We start from the raw sequence: 20,670 nt of genomic DNA, 5'->3' as shown, positions 1-20,670 counted from the left end.
AAAATAACAGCTTATATTTATTTGTACAAGGTTGTTATCTTCTATACTCTAATATTCTCATGAAATTAAAATTTGAAATATTTCGACCATTGGGTTAACAATAGAGAAGTATCACGAAATAAATATTTAGTATCACTAAGAGTTAAATACAATCAAAACAAAGTTTATGATTGTGTTCTAGTCAAACACTTGGGAGTGGGATCGCCCCGCTCCCTTATTAATTCTAAAGTCCATATAACCTTAAATTTTGTCAAAAAGTTACAAAAATCTCTAAACAACAGATTTTCTGTTGATGAGACCTTCTATTTCTTTTATTTGATTTTGAACTTCTTCTAAACTTATCTCCCAATGTCTTAGTTCCATTGTTCCATAATCTTCATTTTTAATCCAACTTCGTTTTACAGCTTTTAAATCTACTTTAGAATCATATATTTCAGGTTTATACGTTTCATTATAATCCTTAATAAGCAACAATATTTTTTCTAATAGTTTCAATTCTTCGATATCATCCATATTAATACTCCTCTTAAAAATTTAGTCAACACTTAATATAATACTTGAATCTGAAATATATTATTCTAACATTTGAGAGCCCCATAAAAAATCAGGAGTTAAATATGGCAACCAAATCCTAATTTAGATTAGGATATAGATCAGAATTCCTATTTTTTCCTATTTTTTTTATTTAAATTGTAACATTGAAAATGATTATACTCATACTCAAAAACCATGGTTATATTATGAAATTGAAGTATAAAAATGTGAACTAGTATTACATTTTCATTGAAACAGTTAGACGGTGAATTAAAACTTAATGTGGATAATGGGACAGAATTCAGAATCACATTCAAAGAATTAAAGTATAAAAAAAGATTATAATAGAATTACCTATCAACACAAGCTTAAATTATCAGCACATACGTGTAAGTGTCACATTCAATATTTAACTATATGAATAAATGCATGTATCTATAGGTAAACATATTTTATTTATAAGTAAAGTCATTTGTTGTAGGTTTAGTTTATAGCAACCATTATAATAACTCCTAAAATTAATAAAATACACTTTCATTTTTCAAACTAAACCAATAATAAAATATCTCAGTATTGAGATCATTTAAATAATCTATATTTATTAAAATATATGAAATATTTAGATCTTCTATTAATTTATATAAACAAATAGAAAAATATAGTAATAAATGGTAATATACATTTATATTAGATAATTAAATATTGTCCTTTTAAGTATTTTGGGTCATTTAATAAATGGTGGTAATTTTTGTCTGATAAAAATAATGAGGAAGGATCAAAGGATGATGAAATTAAGTCTAAAGGAAATAGATTTCTTAAATGGTGGATAATAGGGATTATACTTATTTTCTTATTAGTAGGTAGTTATACAGCAGGAACTCTATATGAAAATAAACAATCATCCATAATAAAACATATGGAGCGGATGAGTCCTAATCTTACAGAATCCGGGCTTATTGCAGAAGACTTTAATCTCCCCTCAAATAGTACACCTACTAAAGTTCTATCAGGAATTTATGTGGATCGTATCAAAGACGTCTCTTTATCAGACAGTACATGGGATGTTGATTTTTATTTATGGTTCAAATGGAATGGTAGTGATGTAAATCCTGGTGAAAACTTCCAGGTTATCGATGGCGACATACAAAACAAAGAATTGGTAGATAATTATACCAATGGAACTATACATTACGAAATTTACTATGTCACATCAAAAATTACCAAATTTTTTGACATCACAAGGTTTCCTGTCGATAATCACATTCTCAACATAGAAATTGAGGATAAAAAAACTGAAAGACAAAACCTAATCTATGTCCAAGAAAATGGAACTTCTGATATAAACCCTAAAGTACAGGTTCATGGATATAGTACTGGTAACATTTTAGTTATAGAAAAACCACACATATACAATTCAAATTTCGGAGACCCACGCCTAGAACAGGGACGAACATCATATTCACAACTAAGAGCTGGTATAGATATATTCCGGCCAGATCTGGGATTTTACTTCAGAATATTCATAGGATTGTTCATAGCAGTTGCAGCGGCTTTAGTAGCATTATTTATCAAACCAACCCAAGCTGAGCCACGTTTTGGACTTGGAGCAGGTGCTTTATTTGTAGCAATAGCAAACAACATCATAACATCCGGTTTAATACCAAAAACCGGTACCCTAACCTTGGCAGACATGGTAAATGACATAGGACTGCTTCTGATTCTTATAACAATTATTGAATCTACTATTTCACTATATATCTATGATGTCAAAGGTGAAAAAAAATTATCAAGAAAACTAGACATAATTTCATTTATCACACTATTTACAATCTATATAATCATAAATGCCATAATAATAACTTCCGCATGGTAAAAATATCATATTAAAACCCTTAATTCATCAAATAATTGAATCTTTATTATTTCAAAGAAATTTTTTTATGTGTTATGCTGATTTTTTTAGTTAAGGGAACTATGGCAAAGTAGATTTACTTCGTTATAAAGAGAAATTTCTTAACCCACTGTTCAACTAAATTACGATTTTGAATCTTTTTAAGTCTTCGATAAACAAAAATACTCATTATACTAATTATTCTATATAATCCAAAGAAAAAGAATATTTAAATGAAATAAATATTAAGGAGTTGAAAATAATGGTAGAAGTAAAATGGACGCATATAATAAATGGTTTAGTGATAGCAATAATACTTGGTTTAATCCTTGGAATTCTAACATCATGGGGAGACATATTAGGATACTTAATTGCAACAATATATGTTGGTTACTCAGTAAATGGAGACTACATGAATGGAGCTATCCACGGAGCGGCAGTTGGTGCTGTTGCAGCTGTAATTGTGCTTATACTTAGTTTAATTGGATTAAGTACCCTGTTTGCTGACGTTGCAGTTGTATCAGGATTAGTAGCAATAGTTACAGTACTAATCATAGCTATAATTATTGGAGGAATCATTGGTGTTATAGGTGGAATAATAGGGGGTTTAATAAAAAGTAAAAGTTAATAATACAAAAAATATTCATGATTTAAGATTTATTCTAATTTTATTAATTTATATAATACTACCATAAATTTAGTGTTTTTTTTTAAATGTATTTTTTCAAGCATTCCTTTAAACTTTCTGGAACATTGTTATAAAGTAGTTGGGTGGGCATTTCTCCTAGTCCTATATCTATTGCATGGCGAATAAATATCATATCCTTGATGGGTGTCTCGTTAAGTTTAGTAACGTTACTGTTGGAAAATAATAGTAATCCGGAAGAAAGTCGGAGTAAAGAAGGTAAGTTCTTTCTTAATTCTTTTAATATTGCTATTGCGAATGATTCTGTTGAAACTGGATCGTTACTTGCAAATACTAGTCCTGGTTTGAGTTCAACAACATGTGCCTTACCTATTTCTAATTTTCCAATTTTAAGGGAATTGGTGTTTGGTCCGAATGTTGTCTGTGCCTTTGTTGCAACAAAAAGTGTTGTACGAAGTTTTTCTTTTATGGCATCATTTATTTCCACTATCTTTTCAATAAAAGTATCAGATCCATCATCCATGGATTTAAGATTGCTTCCGTGGGTTTCATTTTTTATGAAATTATTAAATGGACCGTTTGCATGGAAATCCATCCTGCTATCATCCCTTAATATACCTACCATATTCTTAAAACCCAGGGTAACACCTGCCTGACTGTGTGTACTTAATCTTGGCAAATTTATAATATGATCAGCTTCTTTAATCCATCTGGTTACATAAAAACCCTTTGGCCATGATGTGGTATGTTCTGATTGGTGGTGGATAAATCCTTCTTCCCAACCTTCAGATTCAAAACTTATGAATCTGTCCTCTATTGTACCCATGCCTGATTTGATATAATTGTCCTGAGTTTTTCCATGTATAACACCAGATGAATCGTGGAGAACATCCTTTAATCCTGATTGATCTCCAACAACTACCTCTGCACCCCTTTCTGTTAGAAGTTCCTTGACAACCTTTACTGATAGTGGATGTGTTGTGGATGGGTAAGGGTTAGGTGAATTCAGGGCAGGTTTTAAAAGAACAAGATCACCCTTAGAGAGCCATTCCAAATTATTTGTAGATTTTAATAACACTTTCTTAATTGAAGCACCTAATGATTCAAAATTTGGTAATACACCCTCTACAAAAACTGTTCTTTCATCCATTATAAAACAACTCTCCCCATCCTCTATACAGAAAATGATTAGATGTTAATCTATTGAACTTAATACTTATTTTTTTAACTTACATTAAATCTCTTAGAAATAAGTCATTAATTTTAATATTAGATTTTGTGATTTAAAACGAACTATTTAATAAGTAATTTTATTTCATAGTTGTGTTGTGACTTAATTACTTTCTAAGTCATTAGTGGAGGCATATATAGAAATGACTGAAGAGTATACCTATGTCAAATGGTGTTATAATCAACCAACACAAACTAAAACAATTTCTGCTTTTTTAGTGTTTTCTAAGCCATTAACTACGCTAATTTGTTCTAGTAAACATTTAATTCAAGTGTCTGTTTGCTTGGTTCAAATGTTCTGTATTTTTTATGTTCTCCAGTAAAATATACAGTCATTAGATAGTTTCCTGGTTTTAGGTTGGAAGTATTAATTGTTAAACAATCACCATAACCATGGGGATGTTTTATAATATAATGGGCTACTTCTAATTTATTTGCATCATAAATATTCAAATAAACAGAATTATCATCAAGACCACATATACCAAATTCACCTAGAAAACACTTACCTAGATAACAATAATAAGAAACTTGTAGGATTTCATTAAAACTATCTCCTTGATGCACTATTGAATCCATCTATGTGTGTGGTTATATGACTAGTTGCTGAAGCTGGCGGAATTGATACAAACGAAACTAAAAACAATAATATAAGTGTGAATTTCATTATTTTATTCATTGTTTTCACCTCTCATTTATAATTTAAAAGTTTAAATATTTAAGTCTATCTGAAATTCATAAAAATAATTTGGTTTTTTGTTATTATAGCACTCGAAATATATTTTATAAAAAATAATTTGCCCGTATATTTCAGGCCCAACTATAGTTACGATTCAAAATTCGAGATTTAGCTCAATTTCAGCCAGATATCAGATATAGATTCAAAATGCTTCTTTAAATAAAATCATCAAAAATGCAAGTATTAGCAAAGGCAAATTTTATTACCACTTTGAAGATAAAAAGACAGGTTCTGGAAAATGATGAAATACGTTCCTCAAAAAGAATAAATCAACCTTTTCTGGTAAAATTAAACCATTATCCTTTGCTAACACAGTTTTTATGTTATTTATTCCCTCTTTTTTAGATTTATGATTTATAAAATCCAGTGATTTTTGATTGGTATCAACAGCATAAACTTTACCATTTTTTCCAACTACTTTTGAAAATTCAAAGGTAAAAATATCCTCCTCCTGTTCCAATATCACCTATGATATCTCCTTTATGAATATCTAAATCAACTTATATTATTTCATTTTTACTTTATAAAGTAAAATTTTATATATATAAAGCTTTCTATTAGTATTATAAAAGAACCTAGTGGTTGGTAAATTTTTATTTTGCCAATTTCCATGGTTTTTTTAAATTTTGTATTCATATAAAAGGAGGTGAAAAATTGCAAAAACATATTAAAAAAGCTCAATTGATTGTATTTATGCTCATATTTACACTGATTGCTATGGGAACGGTTTCTGCAGCTGATAACTTATCAGATAACTCTGTAACATGTATAAATCATACAACATTTACACAGAATACTCAGAACATAACAAATGTGGCGAAAAAAAGCAAAAATCAATCAATTAACAAAACAAAATCATCAAATACTTCAAAAGATCCTCAAATATGGAATAATGGAGTTCCTGTATCTAGGGGAGGACATTCTGCAGGATATAATTGGGGAACAATACAAAACGCAGTAAACAATGCATTATCTGGTGATACCATAATGCTGGAAAATGGATGTACATTCTCTGGGGATGGTAACACTCAAATTACTCTAAGTAAAAACTTGAATTTTGACGTTTTCTATGGAGGAAGGGCCATCACTGACGGTCATGGAATTAGATGGGGATTTGTAGTAAATCCCGGATTTAAAGCAACTTTTAACAACATAATATTCCAAAACATGTTTAAACCTATCAATGGTGCAGCTTTAGAAAATAATAGAGGTACTCTTACTCTAAACCATTGTGTCTTTGTAAATAGTCAAGCCGCAAAGTATGGTGGAGTTATTTACAACAATGGTAGCCTTTACATGAATCGATGCCTTGTAAATAACAACCTCGGAGGATCAGGTTTATATACTGCTGGTTCAGGCATAGTTAACATTAGAAACAGTAGCATCTTCAATAATGTTAATGAAGACGGTATAGGAATAACTGTTGAAAGCGGAAACCCAACCATCACAGGTAACAACATATATGGTAATTTTTGGAGAGGCATCTACATTAAGGGTGGAAATGCTGTTATATCAAACAACAACATACACAACAACGGCCATGGTACTCGTAATGGTGATGGTATTTGGATAAATGGTGGTAATCCGGTAATTACCAGTAATAACATTAGAAACAATTCTGAGGATGGAATACATATAGATAGATCTTCAAAAGACAACTCAAACAGTAATAAACTCAATATCCATTACAACAGTATAGTGGACAATGGAAAATGGGGATTACACGTAGTAAATCATGTCTATGTTAATGCTATTCACAACTGGTGGGGAACCAATAGTCCAAACTATGTACGCCAAATTCTTGATCCAATTATCCTAAGGATATATTTGAACAATATGAGAGTTCTGGTAAACAACATGTTTCATGGAATCCTTACCTGTATCTAAGGATAAAATGTAATAGTCCCATATACAATGGAAATAATTCAACTGTAACAGCTTACTTCACAAGAGACAATCGAAAAGATAACAAGATCAACTTAGCACCTGGAACTGTTCCAAATGGAACTACAGTAACTTTCAGTCTGATCAATGGTACATATGGACGTCTTACAGAACCATTTACACGAACCACTGTTGGTGGTGTTTCAACTATAGTCTTTACAGCAAACGACCCTAATGCACAAAATGTGAGTGCAACAGTAGATCATCAACAAGTAACTACAGAAATTTACATTAAACCACAAGCAAGAGTTGTAATGTCCATTAAGAGTAACTCCCCCGCACATGTTGGCGGAATAGGACAATTCATCGTAACACTAACCAACTACGGACCTGACATTGCATATAGAATAATAGTTCAAGAACACAATCTTTTACCAGACTTTATACATGAACTATCAGAGGGATGTTACGATATTTTCCATCATAGATGGACCGTATTTCAACTGAAAAATGGAGAAACAGTTACATTAACCGCATACAGAATTATGAACAAAGAAGATTTAAAATTCAATTGGTACGACAATGTAACTGAATCACAATTTACGCACAATCCAAAACCAATAACAAGACAAACTTCACTTATAAAAACCAGAACTGCTGCAGAAATAAGCATGACCAAAACTAGTAATGGCTCAGTACATGTTGGACAGACAGGTACATTTACCATAACATTAAAAAACAATGGACCCAATGATGCAACATTTGTCTTGGTAAGAGATCCGTTCCGAGCAGGCTTTACTTATACACCGTCAATTGGATCATACGACCGTGCTACAGGAATATGGTGCATAGACAAACTGGCAAATAGAGCAACAGCAACATTAACCATAAGCAAGGTAATGTCTCCAACTGATGTAGGAACAATACACAACATAGCATATGAAACACAAGATACCTACAACCCATCACCAATAACACCACAGACCGCAAGTTTAACCGTAAACCCAGTTGCACATGTAGTCATGACAAAAACAAGCAACGGCCCAGTACATGTAGGAGAGACAGGTACATTTACCATAACACTAACCAACAACGGACCCAACGATGCAACAAACGTCTTAGTAAGAGATCCATATATAACAGGCTTTATTTATCTGCCATCAACTGGATCGTACAACTTTGCAACAGGAATCTGGACCATTTCTAGACTGGCAAATGGAGCAACAGCAACATTAACCATAACCAAACATACTATGGCACCAAGCGAGGAAGGAATAATACACAACACAGCATCTGAAACACAAACAACATACAACCCAACACCAATAACACCACAAACAGCGAGCCTAACTGTAAACCCGGTTGCTCATGTAATCATGACTAAAACCAGTAACGGCCCAGTACATGTTGGTCAGACAGGTACATTTACAATAACACTAACCAACAACGGACCAAATGACGCAACACATGTCTTAGTTACTGATCCATTCAGAGCAGGCTTTACTTATACACCGTCAATTGGATCATACAACCCTAGAACAGGAATATGGACCATTTCAAGACTGTTAAATGGGGCAACTGCAACATTAACCATAAATAAAGTAATGTCTACAAATGACATTGGAATCATCCACAACACAGCATCTGAAACACAAACAACATACAACCCAACACCAATAACACCACAAACCGCAAGCCTAACCGTAAACCCATCAGCAAATGTAATCATGACAAAAACAAACAACGGCCCAGTACACGTTGGACAGACAGGTACATTCACCATAACACTAACCAACCATGGACCCAACGAAGCATTAAACGTCTTGATAACCGATCCATACATAGCAGGCTTTACTTATAGACCATCAACTGGATCATACAACTTTGCAACAGGAATCTGGACCATTTCAAGACTGGCACATGGAGCAACAGCAACATTAACCATAACCAAGGTAATGTCTCCAACTGATGTAGGAACAATACACAACACAGCATCTGAAACACAAACAACATTCAACCCAACTCCAATAACACCACAGACCGCAAATTTAGTCGTAAACCCCGTTGCACATGTAATCATGACAAAAACCAGTAACGGCCCAGTACATGTTGGTCAAAGAGGTACATTTACCATAACACTAACCAACAATGGACCCAACGAAGCAACAAACGTCTTAGTAAGCGATCCATACATAACAGGCTTTACTTATACACCGTCAATTGGAACATACAACCGTGAAACTGGAATATGGACCATTTCTAGACTGGCAAATGGAGCAACAGCAACATTAACCATAAGCAAACATATGGCAGGAAGTGATGTTGGAATAATACACAACACCGCCTCTGAAACACAAACAACCTACAACCCAACACCAATAACACCACAAACAGCAAACCTAACCATAAGCCCAACAGCACATGTAATCATGACAAAAACAAGCAACGGCCCAGTAAATATTGGACAAACAGGAATATTCACCATAACATTAACCAACCATGGACCCAACTCTGCTCAAAATGTGCAAGTGACCGATGCAATACCTTCAGGTTTCAAATTAGGTAGTTTATCAATGGGCACCTATGACGGTAACATATGGACTATTCCATCACTGGCTAACGGTGAATCTGCAACTCTAACATTTAACAGAGTTATGATAACTGATGATGGTGGAACAACAAAAACCAATACTGCATCTGAAACACAAGCAACCTACAACCCAACACCAATAACACCACAAACCGCAACACTATACATATACAATGTAAAATTATCCATCAAAAAAACATCAAATAAAACAAACTACAATGCAGGAGACTCAGTTGTCTACAATATTGATGTGAAAAACAACGGCCCAGATACAGCTAAAAATCTAATTGTAACCGATACCTTAAAATCAGGACTTACTTATGTGAGTTCTACACTAGGTGGACATTACAATGCTTTAACTCGAACTGTAACCTGGAACTTAGCAAGTTTAACTAGTGGTCTTCATTTCCTTCCATCATTCACAGCAACTGTGAATAAAGGTACACAAGGACACACCATTACAAACACAGTATCTGCATATAACAATGAAATAAAAACACCGATAATATCTACGCCTGCAAATATAAAGGTGAACAAGGCAGTATTATCCATCAAAAAAACATCAAACAAAACAAAATACAATACAGGAAACTCTGTTATCTATAATATTGATGTGAAAAATAACGGCCCAGACACAGCTACAAACATAATTGTAACCGATACCTTACCTACTGGAATGACCTTTGTTAGTTCTACAAGAGGTGGAGTATGGGATTCTGCAAAGAGAACAATTACATGGAACATAGATAACCTTGCAAGAGGTGCTCATTTCACAGCAATGGTAACAGCAAAGATAAAAACGCAGGGTGGAAAAACACTGAAAAACAGAATACAGGCTATAGATAAACAAATGGAAAATCCTGTTTCAGCAACTTCAAGTGTACATGTCAAAAAGTGCAGCCTATACGTTAAAGTCAGTCCAACCCTTATCAACACTCGAGTGGGAAAAACATTTACCATTACCTACAAGGTGGGTAATAAAGGACCTGATGAAGCAAATAACGTGGTTATGACCTTTGTAATACCTAAGGTTTGAAGTTTGTAAGTGTATTCTCAAAGGATTGTGCTAAACCATCTTATAACGCAGCTACAAGAAAATTGACTTGGAATTTGGGAGATGTAAAGGTAGGGGATCCTATACTAAAATTAAATGTGAAAGCTCTAAGAGCAGGAACATTTTTAATATCTTCTAAACTCGTTAGCAGTACAACTTCTAGGCAACAGGTAATTGTATCTGCAGTAACTGTGAAGGCTCATAAAAAGGCTCATAACAAAGTCAAACTCCATAGTGGAAAAACAGTACCCATGCAAAAAACTGGAGTACCAATTGGTGCATTAATCCTGGCAGGACTCATGATATTAGGAGGAATATTACTACCAAAAAAGAAAAACTAAGATCAGAATATTTTTAAAAATCTTTTTTCCCCATTTTTTTTTAATGAACATTTAAGCATGATTCAAGGTAAACAGATTGATCGCAGATATGATACTATGTTTAAAGAAACATTATACGCTCCCTATGATTTATACAACTTAAACCTTTTTCAATTGAGGATTAAAAAAATAACAATGCTTAAAAAAATAATTGCTGAATCTGGATACTTACCCAATCATAAATGTGTTTTAATATTTATGTTATCTTTGATTGAAAATTACTATTTTAATAAATTATATGAACATAGATATTAAAAAATCTAATTTTGAAACCATTAAATGAACCTCCTAGTTGAAGATCCTTTAGGTAGTTTCATGTAATCTAGAGACAAGATGATAAAAGTGGAATAGTCATTCCAGTTTTTACAATTTAACCTCCATATCACACAATATTATATATTTCCTAAATTATCTTTCAATTCTTCATCTATTTATGGTATTTTATTAAATGAATAGGATTTGATGTCTTCGGTCAATTTAAGGATTATGGTGCCCGTTTTGCTAATTCCTGTCTTAAGGTTTGTTGGTGTTGTTAGAGATACCTTAGGTGGTATTGTGTCTATTGTTAGTTCTGAATGTATATTGGTATTGGTTGCCAGCATCGTCAATTGCTATATTTTGAGTGTAGTAGTAGTTTTTAATATTTATAGGTCCATATCAAATAATATTACATAATGGTATAATATAACTTATTTGGTAAAGAATTAGTCCTAATTATAGTAATTTATAATATTTTATTACTAACCTATTACCATATAATAAACTAGTTCAAAATTATTTAAAGAATTTATTGTTTGGGGTTATATAACAATGTCAAAGGAAACTGAAGATCAACTCCGTGGCGAAATAGCTGAAATGAAAAAAGAAATAGAACGTTGCAAGACCACACAAAGGGCTCTTAAAAAAAGTGAACAACGTTTTAGAACCTTTGCAGAGTCTGCTAATGATGGAATTGTTACAACTGATGATGAAGGAAATATTTTGTTTTTTAATAAAATTTTAAAAAATATGTTTGGATTCTCCACAAACGAGTTAACAGGAAAAAATTTAACAATATTAATGCCAGATAGATTTAAAAAACCTTATCTAAAACAATTAAAAGAGTATAAAACAACCGGAAAACACAAACTTCTTGGTAAAACTGTCCAGACAACGGGTTTAAAAAAAGATGAAACAACATTCCCCTTTGAAATGTCACTTTCTACCTGGAAATCCAATGAGACAACATATTTCTCAGCAATAATCAGAGACATAAGCGAAAGAAAAAAATCAGAAGAAGCAGTTAAAAAAAGTGAAGAAAAATATCGATATATTGTAGAAAAGTTCCTAAAAGTCTCAAATGAAATATTACAAGAAATGAACAAACCCTAAAAAATATTATTATTCATTCAATCTTATTCAACTATATTTTACCAACTACAAGTCCTTTATCTGTTATTTTGTAGGATGATTCAAAGGTATGAACTTCATAATCTTCTAAAGTGTATTCTATCAATAAATTTTCACCATCTAACCTTATTGTGTGGTCAAAAAGTGATTTCAACAGATTTTCTGTTTCTGGATCCGCAACACCCTCTGTGTAAGAAATGATACCCGTACCACCTGCTTCGCTGATTCGTCTTAAATATGCCTTTAAGACTCGTAAAACCATCTGTTCCGGGTTGAATTCAATCAGTGTATTTATTGAATCTAGTACTGATCTGAAATGTTTAGATTTTTTGTATACAGATCTTGTTCCAATACCAACTTTAACCATTATATCAGCAGGATTATTTGCTGATGAGACTTTATAGTTGTTAGTATCATCCAATTTTGCACCAGAAAGTTTTGAAATTCCATCTATTATATACAATGATTGATTTTGGATATAGTTCTGTATTAACCACTGGAAGTCCATCATATTACTTTTAAGTTGTTTTATACCATAATCAACTGTTATATAAAGACAAGGTTCTTCTTTTGAAAGTCCATGGTATGTGAATTGGTTGCAGAATATTGTTTTACCTGTTTTTGGAGGACCATATATTAAAGTGGTTCCATTTTTGGGAATTCCCCCAGATATACTTTTTGAAACTGTGATTTCGTCAAATCCTGGAATTCCAGATTCAATAACTTCAATCATGGATTGTAACCTCTTTAAGAGTAAATTTATGTTTTAATTGATTCTAAAATTTTATTCATAACTCAATACCTTTGCTTGTTATTTGGTAGGGTGAACTTCTTTTTCCAATACCTTTCATAGCTTCAACAGTTAAATTTTTCCCATCTAACCTTATAATATTGTCAACCAAGGATTTGAGCATTGTTTCCACTCTCTTATCAACTGCGTCTTCTGTGTAAGTAATTATTGGAGTCCCACCAAATTCATTAATTCTCATTAAATAAGCCTTTAAAACACGTACTATCAACATGTAATCGTTATATCCAAGGAGACTCACAGAAGAATCTAATACAGATCTGAATCTCAAATTTTCTTTGGTGACATAATTTACTGCAGAACCAACCTTAACCATAATATCTGTTGGATTGTTGTTGTGTGAAAATATAATTGTTTCAGATTCTATTGGCAATCCATTACTCACATCGGTTATAGTATCAATTACATAAAGACTATTATCATCAATGAATTTTTCGATGGGCAATAAAAATTCCAGCATATTAATTTCTAACTGTTTAATCCCAAGGTCTGTAGTGATATATAGGCATGGTTCTTGTATAAAAAGTCCTTTGTATGCAAATTGGTTGCAGAATATTGTTTTACCTGTTTTTGGAGGCCCGTATACTAAAGTTGAGGAATTCTCCGGTATTCCGCCGGTTAATGTATCCGAACTTGTAAGTTCGTCAAAACCCGGGATTCCAGATTCAATACAAGGTATCATTATTAATCTCCGTATAAAAGATTTAAAAGAGTGTCTAATGATTCTTCCACACCTTTATTCATTTTTACTGCAGTGGGGATTATTGGAATGCTTCTATCAAGCTTCATTGCTTCTCTTATTTTTTCAGGTTCCATGGCATCTGGCAAGTCCTGTTTGTTGGCTACAATTACCTTGGGAATGGCTTCGGCCTGGGTTTTATTTATCATTTCCTTAGCCCTTGCAAATGTTTGTGGTGCAGTAGAGTCAACTAAAATAAATGCACCAACAGATTCCTTGGCCAGGACATCCAACATTAAATCAAAACGTTCCTGACCGGGAGTGCCGAATACATCTGCAATGAAACCTTTGTGATCAATATGGCCAATATCCATGGCAATGGTAGTTGGAAACTTTTCTAAAGCCATTCTATCAACAGATACAGATTCTTTTGATACTGCTTTAACAAAACTCGATTTTCCCGCGTTGTATGGGCCTGTGACAAGAATTTTGGGAATATATATTTTTACGCCACCAGGCTGTAAAACGAAAAATAGAACCAAATTATGTTGAGGCTGTGTCCATGATGCAGTTGTAACCATGAATCCCTGACCTATTATAACCCTTTCTTCTATACTTTTTAAACTAACCACACAATCCACACTATTCTTTATTGAATCTATGAATTTTGGATTGTAGTCCCATTTGGTGAAAATATAGACTAAAATAACATCCTTTTGCCTTGCGCATTCATTCCATATGCCCATGACCTCTAATACTTTATCCTCATCAAGATAATCAATGAGTGTTGATAAATTATTTATAACTCCAACACCATAGGGAACATCTTCTATCGCTTTAAGGACAACTCCTTCTATATGGGATAATTCATCAATAGAATATTTACCCATGGGCGGTACTCCTAAAAATTGTGAACTTCCATCAACAAAGAAAGCCTTTTCCTCTTCAATATACTGTTCAAGGTTCCATCCATATCTGCTGAATTCATATATTATGTTGTGTGGTTCAGCCACATTGGTAAATATAAAACCTTTATTTCCATCTTCTATTATCCCGTTGAGGATTTGATATCCAAAGGCTTCACATTCGACTCCAGGAACAGCACAAAATAGTATGGATGATCCACTGGGAATTCCACCACCTAGGAAGTCGTCAAGTTTTGGAATGTGAGTTTTTTTCATAACTCTTACATCTCCCGTAGGATTTCATCTACCTGCGCAGCACGTGTTTCAATCTCAATGAATATAAGTCCAAGTTGAGCTTCAGGATCAGTTAAAACTGTTAATATAGCCTTTGAACCTGCAGGAATGAGTACAATAGTTCCTTTTTCAGTTGTAACAGAAATTTGACTAACTATTCCTGTTCCAAGCTGTCCTGATGCTGCCTCTCCAGCACCCATTATTGTTGAACAAAGTGCAGAAAATATTCTGGCATCAACATCAGGAGGTGTCCTTGAATTAATTAAGAGACCTTCCTTAGATACAATACCACAAGCTTTAATCTGGCCTACTTGCATGAGACCTGTAAGCACATCATCCAACCTATCCTTTTTAGTTTTGCCCATATTTATTACCTCATAAATTTTTTTCCAAGATAAATTTTTGGAATTATTTTAAATCTGACTGTTTTGGATAGTTAATTAGACAAATTGTTTTGAATAAATCTATTAGCTATATAAATAGATATATTACATTATCTAATCGGAATTATGTTTAATTTTAGTCCTTAATTTTTACATCAAATTGACAGAAAGAAAACCCACTAGTCCAACATCGTTTCTCTTCAGCTATCACATCTTTTTTTGTAATCTCTTTAAGAACACCTGTAATAATACCTGCTTCGAAATAACATAAGGGTTTGCCTATATTGGGTAAATCAACACATTCAATACACTCATAAACCCTTATATCCATAGTTTTTTCACCATCTTCCTGTTTTTCATTAAATACATCAACAATACCCATCTTGTAATCAGCTAATAATAATCTAAGGTCTTCTAAACTTTTAATTATATTCTGCTTAACCAAATTGGATCCAAATTCCATTCCACCAACAAATGTTGTTCCCTGACCCCTAGAAGCCAGTTGCTCAGGCAGATTAAAATGCCCTATCCTAAAAGTGCTCACATACACACTATCTAAATTTTCACCGGCATCTTTACCTAGAAACTGTCTTGAAGGATGGAGTATGTCATTCATATCCAAATTTTTCATTTTAACTTTAGATCTTGGACCAATAATTGTTCCATTAACGATTTTTTCATTCTTCATCTCTTCTTTTGCTAGTAAACGATAAAAATCAATTGCTTTCTCAAATTCCATTTCCTTCATGGTTATACTCCAGAATTCTATCTTTTTATTTAAAATATTCTTCCTATTTATTTTTATCTAATTTTTGTAATTTTGTAAAGTTTGTAGTAAACATAAATTAAGATTATGGCCAGGATAGTACTGACAATGACGAAAATAATACTTAAAAATACCAGTGGGGATATATCGACTAAAATCAAAATGAACACACTGACAACATATAAAATCATAGCAAATGCAAAGAACTTGAATGTTCTAATACTCTGGTCTTTTTGGGATACTAAAAGCCCTAATGCTGCCCTTTTATATTTTAAAACATTTAAATAGAGCAGTAATGGGAAAATAAACATCAAAGCAAACAGCAATAAAGTAAAAAATATAAAATATTTAATCATTGTTCTCCCCTTTTAGTATATTTTGTAGTCCATAAACAAAATACAGTAGCACAATTGAATATATAATTCTAACCAAATTCACCAAAACATATTTTATTGATAATGAGGGGGTGACAGCCATAGTTAGGTCACTGAGCGCGAAATAATTGACATAACTAGAATATATCTGTCCAATAAAGAATAATAGGGAACCTATTACCAGTACAAATAGGATTTTAATTATTTTTTTTTCATTTTAAGATCATTGAAAGAGCAAAATCTTCACTTTTCAATCGTCGCAATAGCAACAATGAATAATAAAGTAACAAAATTCCTATAATAAGAGCCAACAAATGAACTACTAGGAATATGATAAATATTTCAATGGTCACAATTCTATCCCCCCTGATATATTGTTATATATATTGTTAATAGCATATTTATTGTTTTTATTTATAATTTCAAACAGGTTATAAACTTGAATTTTTTCAATAAGGGATTTACATTCAAAATAAGTCCCAAATTCCCCAATTGAAGAAAATAATATTAAATCTCTTAATAACTGTTTCTTAAAGTTTAAAGTTTATTAATATTGATCTATATATTATTAATAAAAACTTAGGAGGAATATTTTTGGAAGATGATGTTAAAAATAATAACCGAACAGTAAAACCAGTTGATGAACGTCAAAAATGGATAAAAAGAACCAGTATTATTGTGGCAATATGGGGAATTTAAGTCTTTTATTTTCTCTTCCTGAAATTGGAGTAATTTTTATTCTATTTGCAATTGCAATATATTTAACAAAAAGTTTTATAGCAATATATATAGTTGGAATATTGTTATGGATTATAGGAATAGTAGAACTATTTAATTTAACAGGACCTCTAGGAATTACTGTAAGTTCAGCTCAAGGACCTGAACTAATTCTAGTTGCAATAATAAACTTTGTAATTGGTACATTGTTCATTTATAGAACATGGAAATTAAAATAGAATAACTTAAAATAGAGTAACTGTATTTATCCCCCACTAGTTGAAGTATCCACTGGCTAATTAGACGCTATTTATTAAAACAAAAACCAATGATGTACGAATAAAGATGAAATACAACATCCCCAATAACAAATTGGAAAAAAACATATAATAAAAATCACCTAATAATTAATCAATTTCAGTTAAAATTTTTTTGTTAGCGGGTTAAATCTATGGATTACAAAGACCTTAAAAAAGATTTGTTAATAGTGGGAATTTTAGTATCGTTTCTTACACCGTTTGTTCGTTCATCCATTAATTTGGCACTACCTCTTTAGCCACTGAATTTGATTTATCTGCTGTATTTTTAACATGGATATCAACAATTTATCTGCTTGTTAATGCCATACTATACATTCCATTTGGTAGGATTGGGGATATCTATGGGCGAAAACGAATCTTTCAATATGGATTAATCATTTTCACTGCAAGCTCATTTATATCCGCTTTCTCTACTTCTGGAGAAATGTTCCTTTTTATCAGGATTTTTCAAGCTATAGGAAACGCAATGATATTCGCCAATTTAAATGCCATGATATCATCAGCCTTTCCCGAAAATGAAAGAGGCAGGGCATTTGGACTAACATCAATGGGTGTATTTGTAGGATTAATAATTGGACCAATACTTGGAGGGGCTATTACTGAAATTTTGGGATGGAGATCCTTATTTTATTTAGATACTGTTATTGGAATAATAGCAGCCTATTCCATCACAAGGTTTAAACATGAATGGATAGATGCAGATGGGGAAAAATTAGATATTTTAGGATCATTTCTGTTAGGTATATCTTTTATAACCATAATTTATGGTTTTTCAGATTTTACCAACAAGTACAGTCTGTTTCTTGTAGTTGGGGGAATAATTGGACTTTCATTGTTTTATTTAGTGGAAAAAAGAGTTACTTTTCCTTTGATTAATTTAGATTTATTTAAAAGTAAAAGTTTCACCTTTGGAAACATCACTGCCTTCATAAATTACGGTGCATTTGTATCGGTAGGTTTTATTCTATCCCTCTATTTACAGTATTTAAAAGGTTATGGCCCTCTTACTGCTGGTCTAATTGTATCCATTCAATCAATTATGATGGTTATTGTATCTCCTTTTGCAGGAAGATTAGCAGATAAAATCGATCCTGGAAATGTATCAACTATCGGGATGTTGATAACAACCATGGGTGTAGCCCTTATGACATTAATTAATTTTGGAAATGCTTCATATCTAGGAGCAATCTCTCTTATAATTTTTGGAACAGGTATAGGTTTATTCTATTCTTCAAATACTAAGATGGTCATGAGTTCGGTTGATAAAAAGTATTTTGGAGTTGCAAGCGCTACTTTAAGTAATATGAGATCCACTGGACAGATATTCGCAATGGGCATAGTAATGATAATTATTTCTACTATTATAGGAAATGCACAAATTATACCATCTAATTATCCAGAACTAATTATAAGCCTTAGATTTTCCTTGGTTGCAATTGCTGTTTTAAGTGCAATTGGAATTTTCACATCAATATTTAAAGATTAAAAAAATAAAAATTAATTTTTACCGGGCTACTATATGAGTTTATTATACGATGGGAAAAGCGTTTTATTGAATTGCTTTTTTTATGGTAAAACTGTGAGATAAGTTTTTTAAAGGATGGGTCGAATACCCTTAAATAACCACTTTTCTCCTCCGAAAGATGCTGTTATTCTATATGTTCCTGGTTTAAAGTCGGAAGTATCAATTGTTACATCTGTTCCAATGGCACTTGGATATATATGGGATAGTGTATTGGAAAAGGAAATTTATCATAAATATCCAAATAAAAGGCATCCCTATCGACAATACTTATACCACGTTCTCCAAGACCTTTAAATACCACCTTTAAGCTCAGGGTGAATTTTTCCCCTTTATGTGCTGTTACATTTTTCATGCCGTGTATATGGGTAGTCTTATAATGAGGAAATGATGCTGATACTGGGGTTATAACAACAGTATCGCCAAAATCAATATTATTGGAACAACTTTTATATCTTTTTCATATCTTTTTCACTTATCAATTTATTTTTAATTTAATTTTCACTCAATATTTAATGATTAAAAAAGAATATCTGCAGACTATATTTTAATAGTTTTTTTTTTGATTCCTATGTCTTGCTTTCCTTTGGTAAAACTGTGAGTGTTGGTGATTCATTGCAAGGATCATAAACCTTAAATCTATATGGACTATTATCTCCGTCAAATGTTACTGTCATAAGATACGTTCCTTCGGATAAGAGATCAGAATAGATATTTAATTTATTCCCCCAAGCTCGGGGTTTTTGTATAAATTTGTAGTATGCTTCAACACCATTTTGATGATAAATACTTATATGAACGGAATATTGTGGCATACAACGTATGCCACGTTCCCCTAAAATACCATCAAAAACTACCTGTAGATTTTCTGTAAAATTTTCTCCTTGATGGATTGTTACATCTTTTAAACCCTTTATGTTGGTACTCTCATGAATAGTTGCTGATGCTGGTGTTATAGCAAATATCACTATTAAAAACAATAATATTGGTGCGAGTTTCATTATTTTGTTCATACTAATTCACATCTCACGTTTTATATTAAAATTCAAGCGATTTAATAGCGTTTATTGGAGGTTGTACTAATAAACAGAAAGATATAATCAAGATTTATTCTTTTGTCACGATTCAAACTCCTTCATTACATTTGTACTTTATAATGTAAAAGTTTAAATATTTATATGTTTCTATTTATTTTTTTATTTCATTTTTTCTTATTATTTTTTTTGCTGCAAATTATTGATGCCAAAGCAGTGTAGCCCCTTTTAATTCTTTGTACATATAATATACCAAACTATTCTTTGTATATAATACTAAGGAATTTTGAAATGCTAATTAAATTTGTTTCAATTAAATATAGGTTGAAAATGTCAGTTAGAATGTTATTGAACGGGATAAGAGGAATATAAGCTATTAAATTATATATTCAGTTAAGTTTAGAGTCAGACCAATTTAAAACCTTTTCTAGATGCCAAACTCTTTAAAACGGTAAATTTATTATTCTCTAAGCCTATATAAATATAAAAGAAAACTTTATGGACTACGAGTCTATGCAAATAACTGAAATT

General features: G+C 32.0%; 22 protein-coding genes and 1 pseudogene. 9 read left to right on the top strand and 14 right to left on the bottom strand.

The window, feature by feature from the left end:
* Window positions 1–270: 270 nt before the first annotated feature.
* On the bottom strand, window positions 271–513 hold the full coding sequence (locus DL91_RS04710; RefSeq protein ID WP_048190458.1) for a hypothetical protein: 243 nt from the start codon (window positions 511–513) through the stop codon (window positions 271–273).
* Between the two features lie 769 nt (window positions 514–1,282).
* Between DL91_RS04710 and DL91_RS04705 the strand changes: the two genes are divergently transcribed.
* Together DL91_RS04705 and DL91_RS04700 are read left to right on the top strand one after the other, a co-directional pair.
* Complete coding sequence (locus tag DL91_RS04705) at window positions 1,283–2,407, top strand: hypothetical protein (RefSeq protein WP_048190457.1); 1,125 nt, start codon at window positions 1,283–1,285, stop codon at window positions 2,405–2,407.
* 280 nt (window positions 2,408–2,687) lie between these two features.
* Window positions 2,688–3,053, top strand: a complete 366-nt coding sequence (locus tag DL91_RS04700) for a DUF5518 domain-containing protein (protein WP_048190456.1) — start codon at window positions 2,688–2,690, stop codon at window positions 3,051–3,053.
* Window positions 3,054–3,135: 82 nt separating this feature from the next.
* Here the strand turns inward: DL91_RS04700 and DL91_RS04695 are convergent, their stop codons facing one another.
* Together DL91_RS04695 and DL91_RS04690 are read right to left on the bottom strand one after the other, a co-directional pair.
* Complete coding sequence (locus tag DL91_RS04695) at window positions 3,136–4,221, bottom strand: DUF362 domain-containing protein (RefSeq protein WP_048190455.1); 1,086 nt, start codon at window positions 4,219–4,221, stop codon at window positions 3,136–3,138.
* Window positions 4,222–4,553: 332 nt separating this feature from the next.
* Entirely contained in the window at window positions 4,554–4,868 is a 315-nt protein-coding gene (locus DL91_RS04690) for a hypothetical protein (RefSeq protein WP_048190454.1), read from the bottom strand.
* Between the two features lie 312 nt (window positions 4,869–5,180).
* Between DL91_RS04690 and DL91_RS14515 the strand changes: the two genes are divergently transcribed.
* A complete protein-coding gene (locus DL91_RS14515; protein ID WP_081882681.1) occupies window positions 5,181–5,282 on the top strand; it encodes a TetR/AcrR family transcriptional regulator in 102 nt (33 codons plus the stop codon).
* On the opposite strand, the gene DL91_RS04685 is transcribed toward DL91_RS14515, so the two are convergent.
* Window positions 5,243–5,506, bottom strand: coding sequence for a class I SAM-dependent methyltransferase (locus DL91_RS04685; protein WP_052374164.1), 264 nt, complete (start codon window positions 5,504–5,506; stop codon window positions 5,243–5,245). The genes DL91_RS14515 and DL91_RS04685 overlap by 40 nt on opposite strands.
* A gap of 188 nt (window positions 5,507–5,694) precedes the next feature.
* Between DL91_RS04685 and DL91_RS04680 the strand changes: the two genes are divergently transcribed.
* The gene (locus DL91_RS04680) at window positions 5,695–6,927 is read left to right on the top strand and encodes a right-handed parallel beta-helix repeat-containing protein (RefSeq protein ID WP_048190453.1); all 1,233 of its coding nucleotides are present in this window, start codon (window positions 5,695–5,697) and stop codon (window positions 6,925–6,927) included.
* A 52-nt stretch (window positions 6,928–6,979) separates the two neighbouring features.
* On the opposite strand, the gene DL91_RS14360 is transcribed toward DL91_RS04680, so the two are convergent.
* A complete protein-coding gene (locus tag DL91_RS14360; RefSeq protein ID WP_255343923.1) occupies window positions 6,980–7,114 on the bottom strand; it encodes a hypothetical protein in 135 nt (44 codons plus the stop codon).
* A gap of 55 nt (window positions 7,115–7,169) precedes the next feature.
* Here DL91_RS14360 and DL91_RS04675 point away from each other — a divergent pair, with 55 nt between their 5' ends.
* Both DL91_RS04675 and DL91_RS04670 read left to right on the top strand, forming a co-directional pair.
* Window positions 7,170–10,550 carry a DUF11 domain-containing protein gene (locus DL91_RS04675; RefSeq protein ID WP_156095998.1) on the top strand — a complete coding sequence of 1,127 codons (3,381 nt, stop codon included), beginning with the start codon at window positions 7,170–7,172 and terminating at the stop codon, window positions 10,548–10,550.
* Window positions 10,547–10,909 (top strand): hypothetical protein, encoded by a 363-nt coding sequence (locus DL91_RS04670; protein ID WP_048190451.1) that lies wholly within the window; start codon window positions 10,547–10,549, stop codon window positions 10,907–10,909. Before DL91_RS04675 ends, DL91_RS04670 begins: the two co-directional genes overlap by 4 nt.
* A 470-nt stretch (window positions 10,910–11,379) precedes the next feature.
* On the opposite strand, the gene DL91_RS13515 is transcribed toward DL91_RS04670, so the two are convergent.
* Window positions 11,380–11,556 carry a hypothetical protein gene (locus DL91_RS13515; RefSeq protein WP_156095996.1) on the bottom strand — a complete coding sequence of 59 codons (177 nt, stop codon included), beginning with the start codon at window positions 11,554–11,556 and terminating at the stop codon, window positions 11,380–11,382.
* Between the two features lie 202 nt (window positions 11,557–11,758).
* Between DL91_RS13515 and DL91_RS04660 the strand changes: the two genes are divergently transcribed.
* Entirely contained in the window at window positions 11,759–12,319 is a 561-nt protein-coding gene (locus tag DL91_RS04660; protein WP_048190449.1) for a PAS domain S-box protein, read from the top strand.
* Between the two features lie 31 nt (window positions 12,320–12,350).
* On the opposite strand, the gene DL91_RS04655 is transcribed toward DL91_RS04660, so the two are convergent.
* From DL91_RS04655 to DL91_RS13510, 6 genes are all read right to left on the bottom strand, one after another.
* Window positions 12,351–13,070 (bottom strand): RAD55 family ATPase, encoded by a 720-nt coding sequence (locus tag DL91_RS04655; protein WP_048190448.1) that lies wholly within the window; start codon window positions 13,068–13,070, stop codon window positions 12,351–12,353.
* Between the two features lie 55 nt (window positions 13,071–13,125).
* Entirely contained in the window at window positions 13,126–13,827 is a 702-nt protein-coding gene (locus DL91_RS04650; RefSeq protein ID WP_048190447.1) for an RAD55 family ATPase, read from the bottom strand.
* A gap of 2 nt (window positions 13,828–13,829) precedes the next feature.
* Window positions 13,830–15,005 carry an ATPase domain-containing protein gene (locus tag DL91_RS04645; RefSeq protein ID WP_048190446.1) on the bottom strand — a complete coding sequence of 392 codons (1,176 nt, stop codon included), beginning with the start codon at window positions 15,003–15,005 and terminating at the stop codon, window positions 13,830–13,832.
* Between the two features lie 5 nt (window positions 15,006–15,010).
* A complete protein-coding gene (locus tag DL91_RS04640) occupies window positions 15,011–15,388 on the bottom strand; it encodes a roadblock/LC7 domain-containing protein (protein ID WP_048190445.1) in 378 nt (125 codons plus the stop codon).
* A 154-nt stretch (window positions 15,389–15,542) separates the two neighbouring features.
* Window positions 15,543–16,154: a V4R domain-containing protein gene (locus DL91_RS04635; RefSeq protein WP_048190444.1), complete on the bottom strand. Its 612-nt coding sequence runs from the start codon at window positions 16,152–16,154 to the stop codon at window positions 15,543–15,545.
* Window positions 16,155–16,207: 53 nt separating this feature from the next.
* Complete coding sequence (locus DL91_RS13510; protein WP_156095994.1) at window positions 16,208–16,528, bottom strand: hypothetical protein; 321 nt, start codon at window positions 16,526–16,528, stop codon at window positions 16,208–16,210.
* Between the two features lie 704 nt (window positions 16,529–17,232).
* On the opposite strand from DL91_RS13510, the gene DL91_RS04625 reads away from it, so the two are divergent.
* Window positions 17,233–17,502, top strand: coding sequence for a hypothetical protein (locus DL91_RS04625; protein WP_048190442.1), 270 nt, complete (start codon window positions 17,233–17,235; stop codon window positions 17,500–17,502).
* A 343-nt stretch (window positions 17,503–17,845) separates the two neighbouring features.
* A pseudogene (locus DL91_RS04620) lies at window positions 17,846–19,069 on the top strand (MFS transporter); the annotation flags it as partial.
* A gap of 205 nt (window positions 19,070–19,274) precedes the next feature.
* Here DL91_RS04620 and DL91_RS14355 read toward each other — a convergent pair.
* Together DL91_RS14355 and DL91_RS04610 are read right to left on the bottom strand one after the other, a co-directional pair.
* A complete protein-coding gene (locus DL91_RS14355; RefSeq protein WP_255343922.1) occupies window positions 19,275–19,409 on the bottom strand; it encodes a hypothetical protein in 135 nt (44 codons plus the stop codon).
* A 265-nt stretch (window positions 19,410–19,674) separates the two neighbouring features.
* Window positions 19,675–20,118, bottom strand: coding sequence for a hypothetical protein (locus tag DL91_RS04610; protein ID WP_048190440.1), 444 nt, complete (start codon window positions 20,116–20,118; stop codon window positions 19,675–19,677).
* Window positions 20,119–20,670 lie beyond the last annotated feature (552 nt).

This window comes from Methanobacterium sp. SMA-27 (assembly GCF_000744455.1).
In the GTDB taxonomy this organism is placed as follows: Archaea; Methanobacteriota; Methanobacteria; order Methanobacteriales; family Methanobacteriaceae; genus Methanobacterium_B.
This window is presented reverse-complemented; position numbering and strand designations above follow the sequence as displayed.

Coding starts and splice junctions, on each gene's coding strand:
- DL91_RS04655 (WP_048190448.1), bottom strand. CDS start 13,070: ATGATTGAAGTTATTGAATCTGGAATTCCAGGATTTGACGAAATCACA.
- DL91_RS04695 (WP_048190455.1), bottom strand. CDS start 4,221: ATGGATGAAAGAACAGTTTTTGTAGAGGGTGTATTACCAAATTTTGAA.
- DL91_RS04710 (WP_048190458.1), bottom strand. CDS start 513: ATGGATGATATCGAAGAATTGAAACTATTAGAAAAAATATTGTTGCTT.
- DL91_RS04660 (WP_048190449.1), top strand. CDS start 11,759: ATGTCAAAGGAAACTGAAGATCAACTCCGTGGCGAAATAGCTGAAATG.
- DL91_RS13510 (WP_156095994.1), bottom strand. CDS start 16,528: ATGATTAAATATTTTATATTTTTTACTTTATTGCTGTTTGCTTTGATG.
- DL91_RS04625 (WP_048190442.1), top strand. CDS start 17,233: ATGGGGAATTTAAGTCTTTTATTTTCTCTTCCTGAAATTGGAGTAATT.
- DL91_RS04645 (WP_048190446.1), bottom strand. CDS start 15,005: ATGAAAAAAACTCACATTCCAAAACTTGACGACTTCCTAGGTGGTGGA.
- DL91_RS04650 (WP_048190447.1), bottom strand. CDS start 13,827: ATGATACCTTGTATTGAATCTGGAATCCCGGGTTTTGACGAACTTACA.
- DL91_RS04610 (WP_048190440.1), bottom strand. CDS start 20,118: ATGAACAAAATAATGAAACTCGCACCAATATTATTGTTTTTAATAGTG.
- DL91_RS04700 (WP_048190456.1), top strand. CDS start 2,688: ATGGTAGAAGTAAAATGGACGCATATAATAAATGGTTTAGTGATAGCA.
- DL91_RS04640 (WP_048190445.1), bottom strand. CDS start 15,388: ATGGGCAAAACTAAAAAGGATAGGTTGGATGATGTGCTTACAGGTCTC.
- DL91_RS04635 (WP_048190444.1), bottom strand. CDS start 16,154: ATGAAGGAAATGGAATTTGAGAAAGCAATTGATTTTTATCGTTTACTA.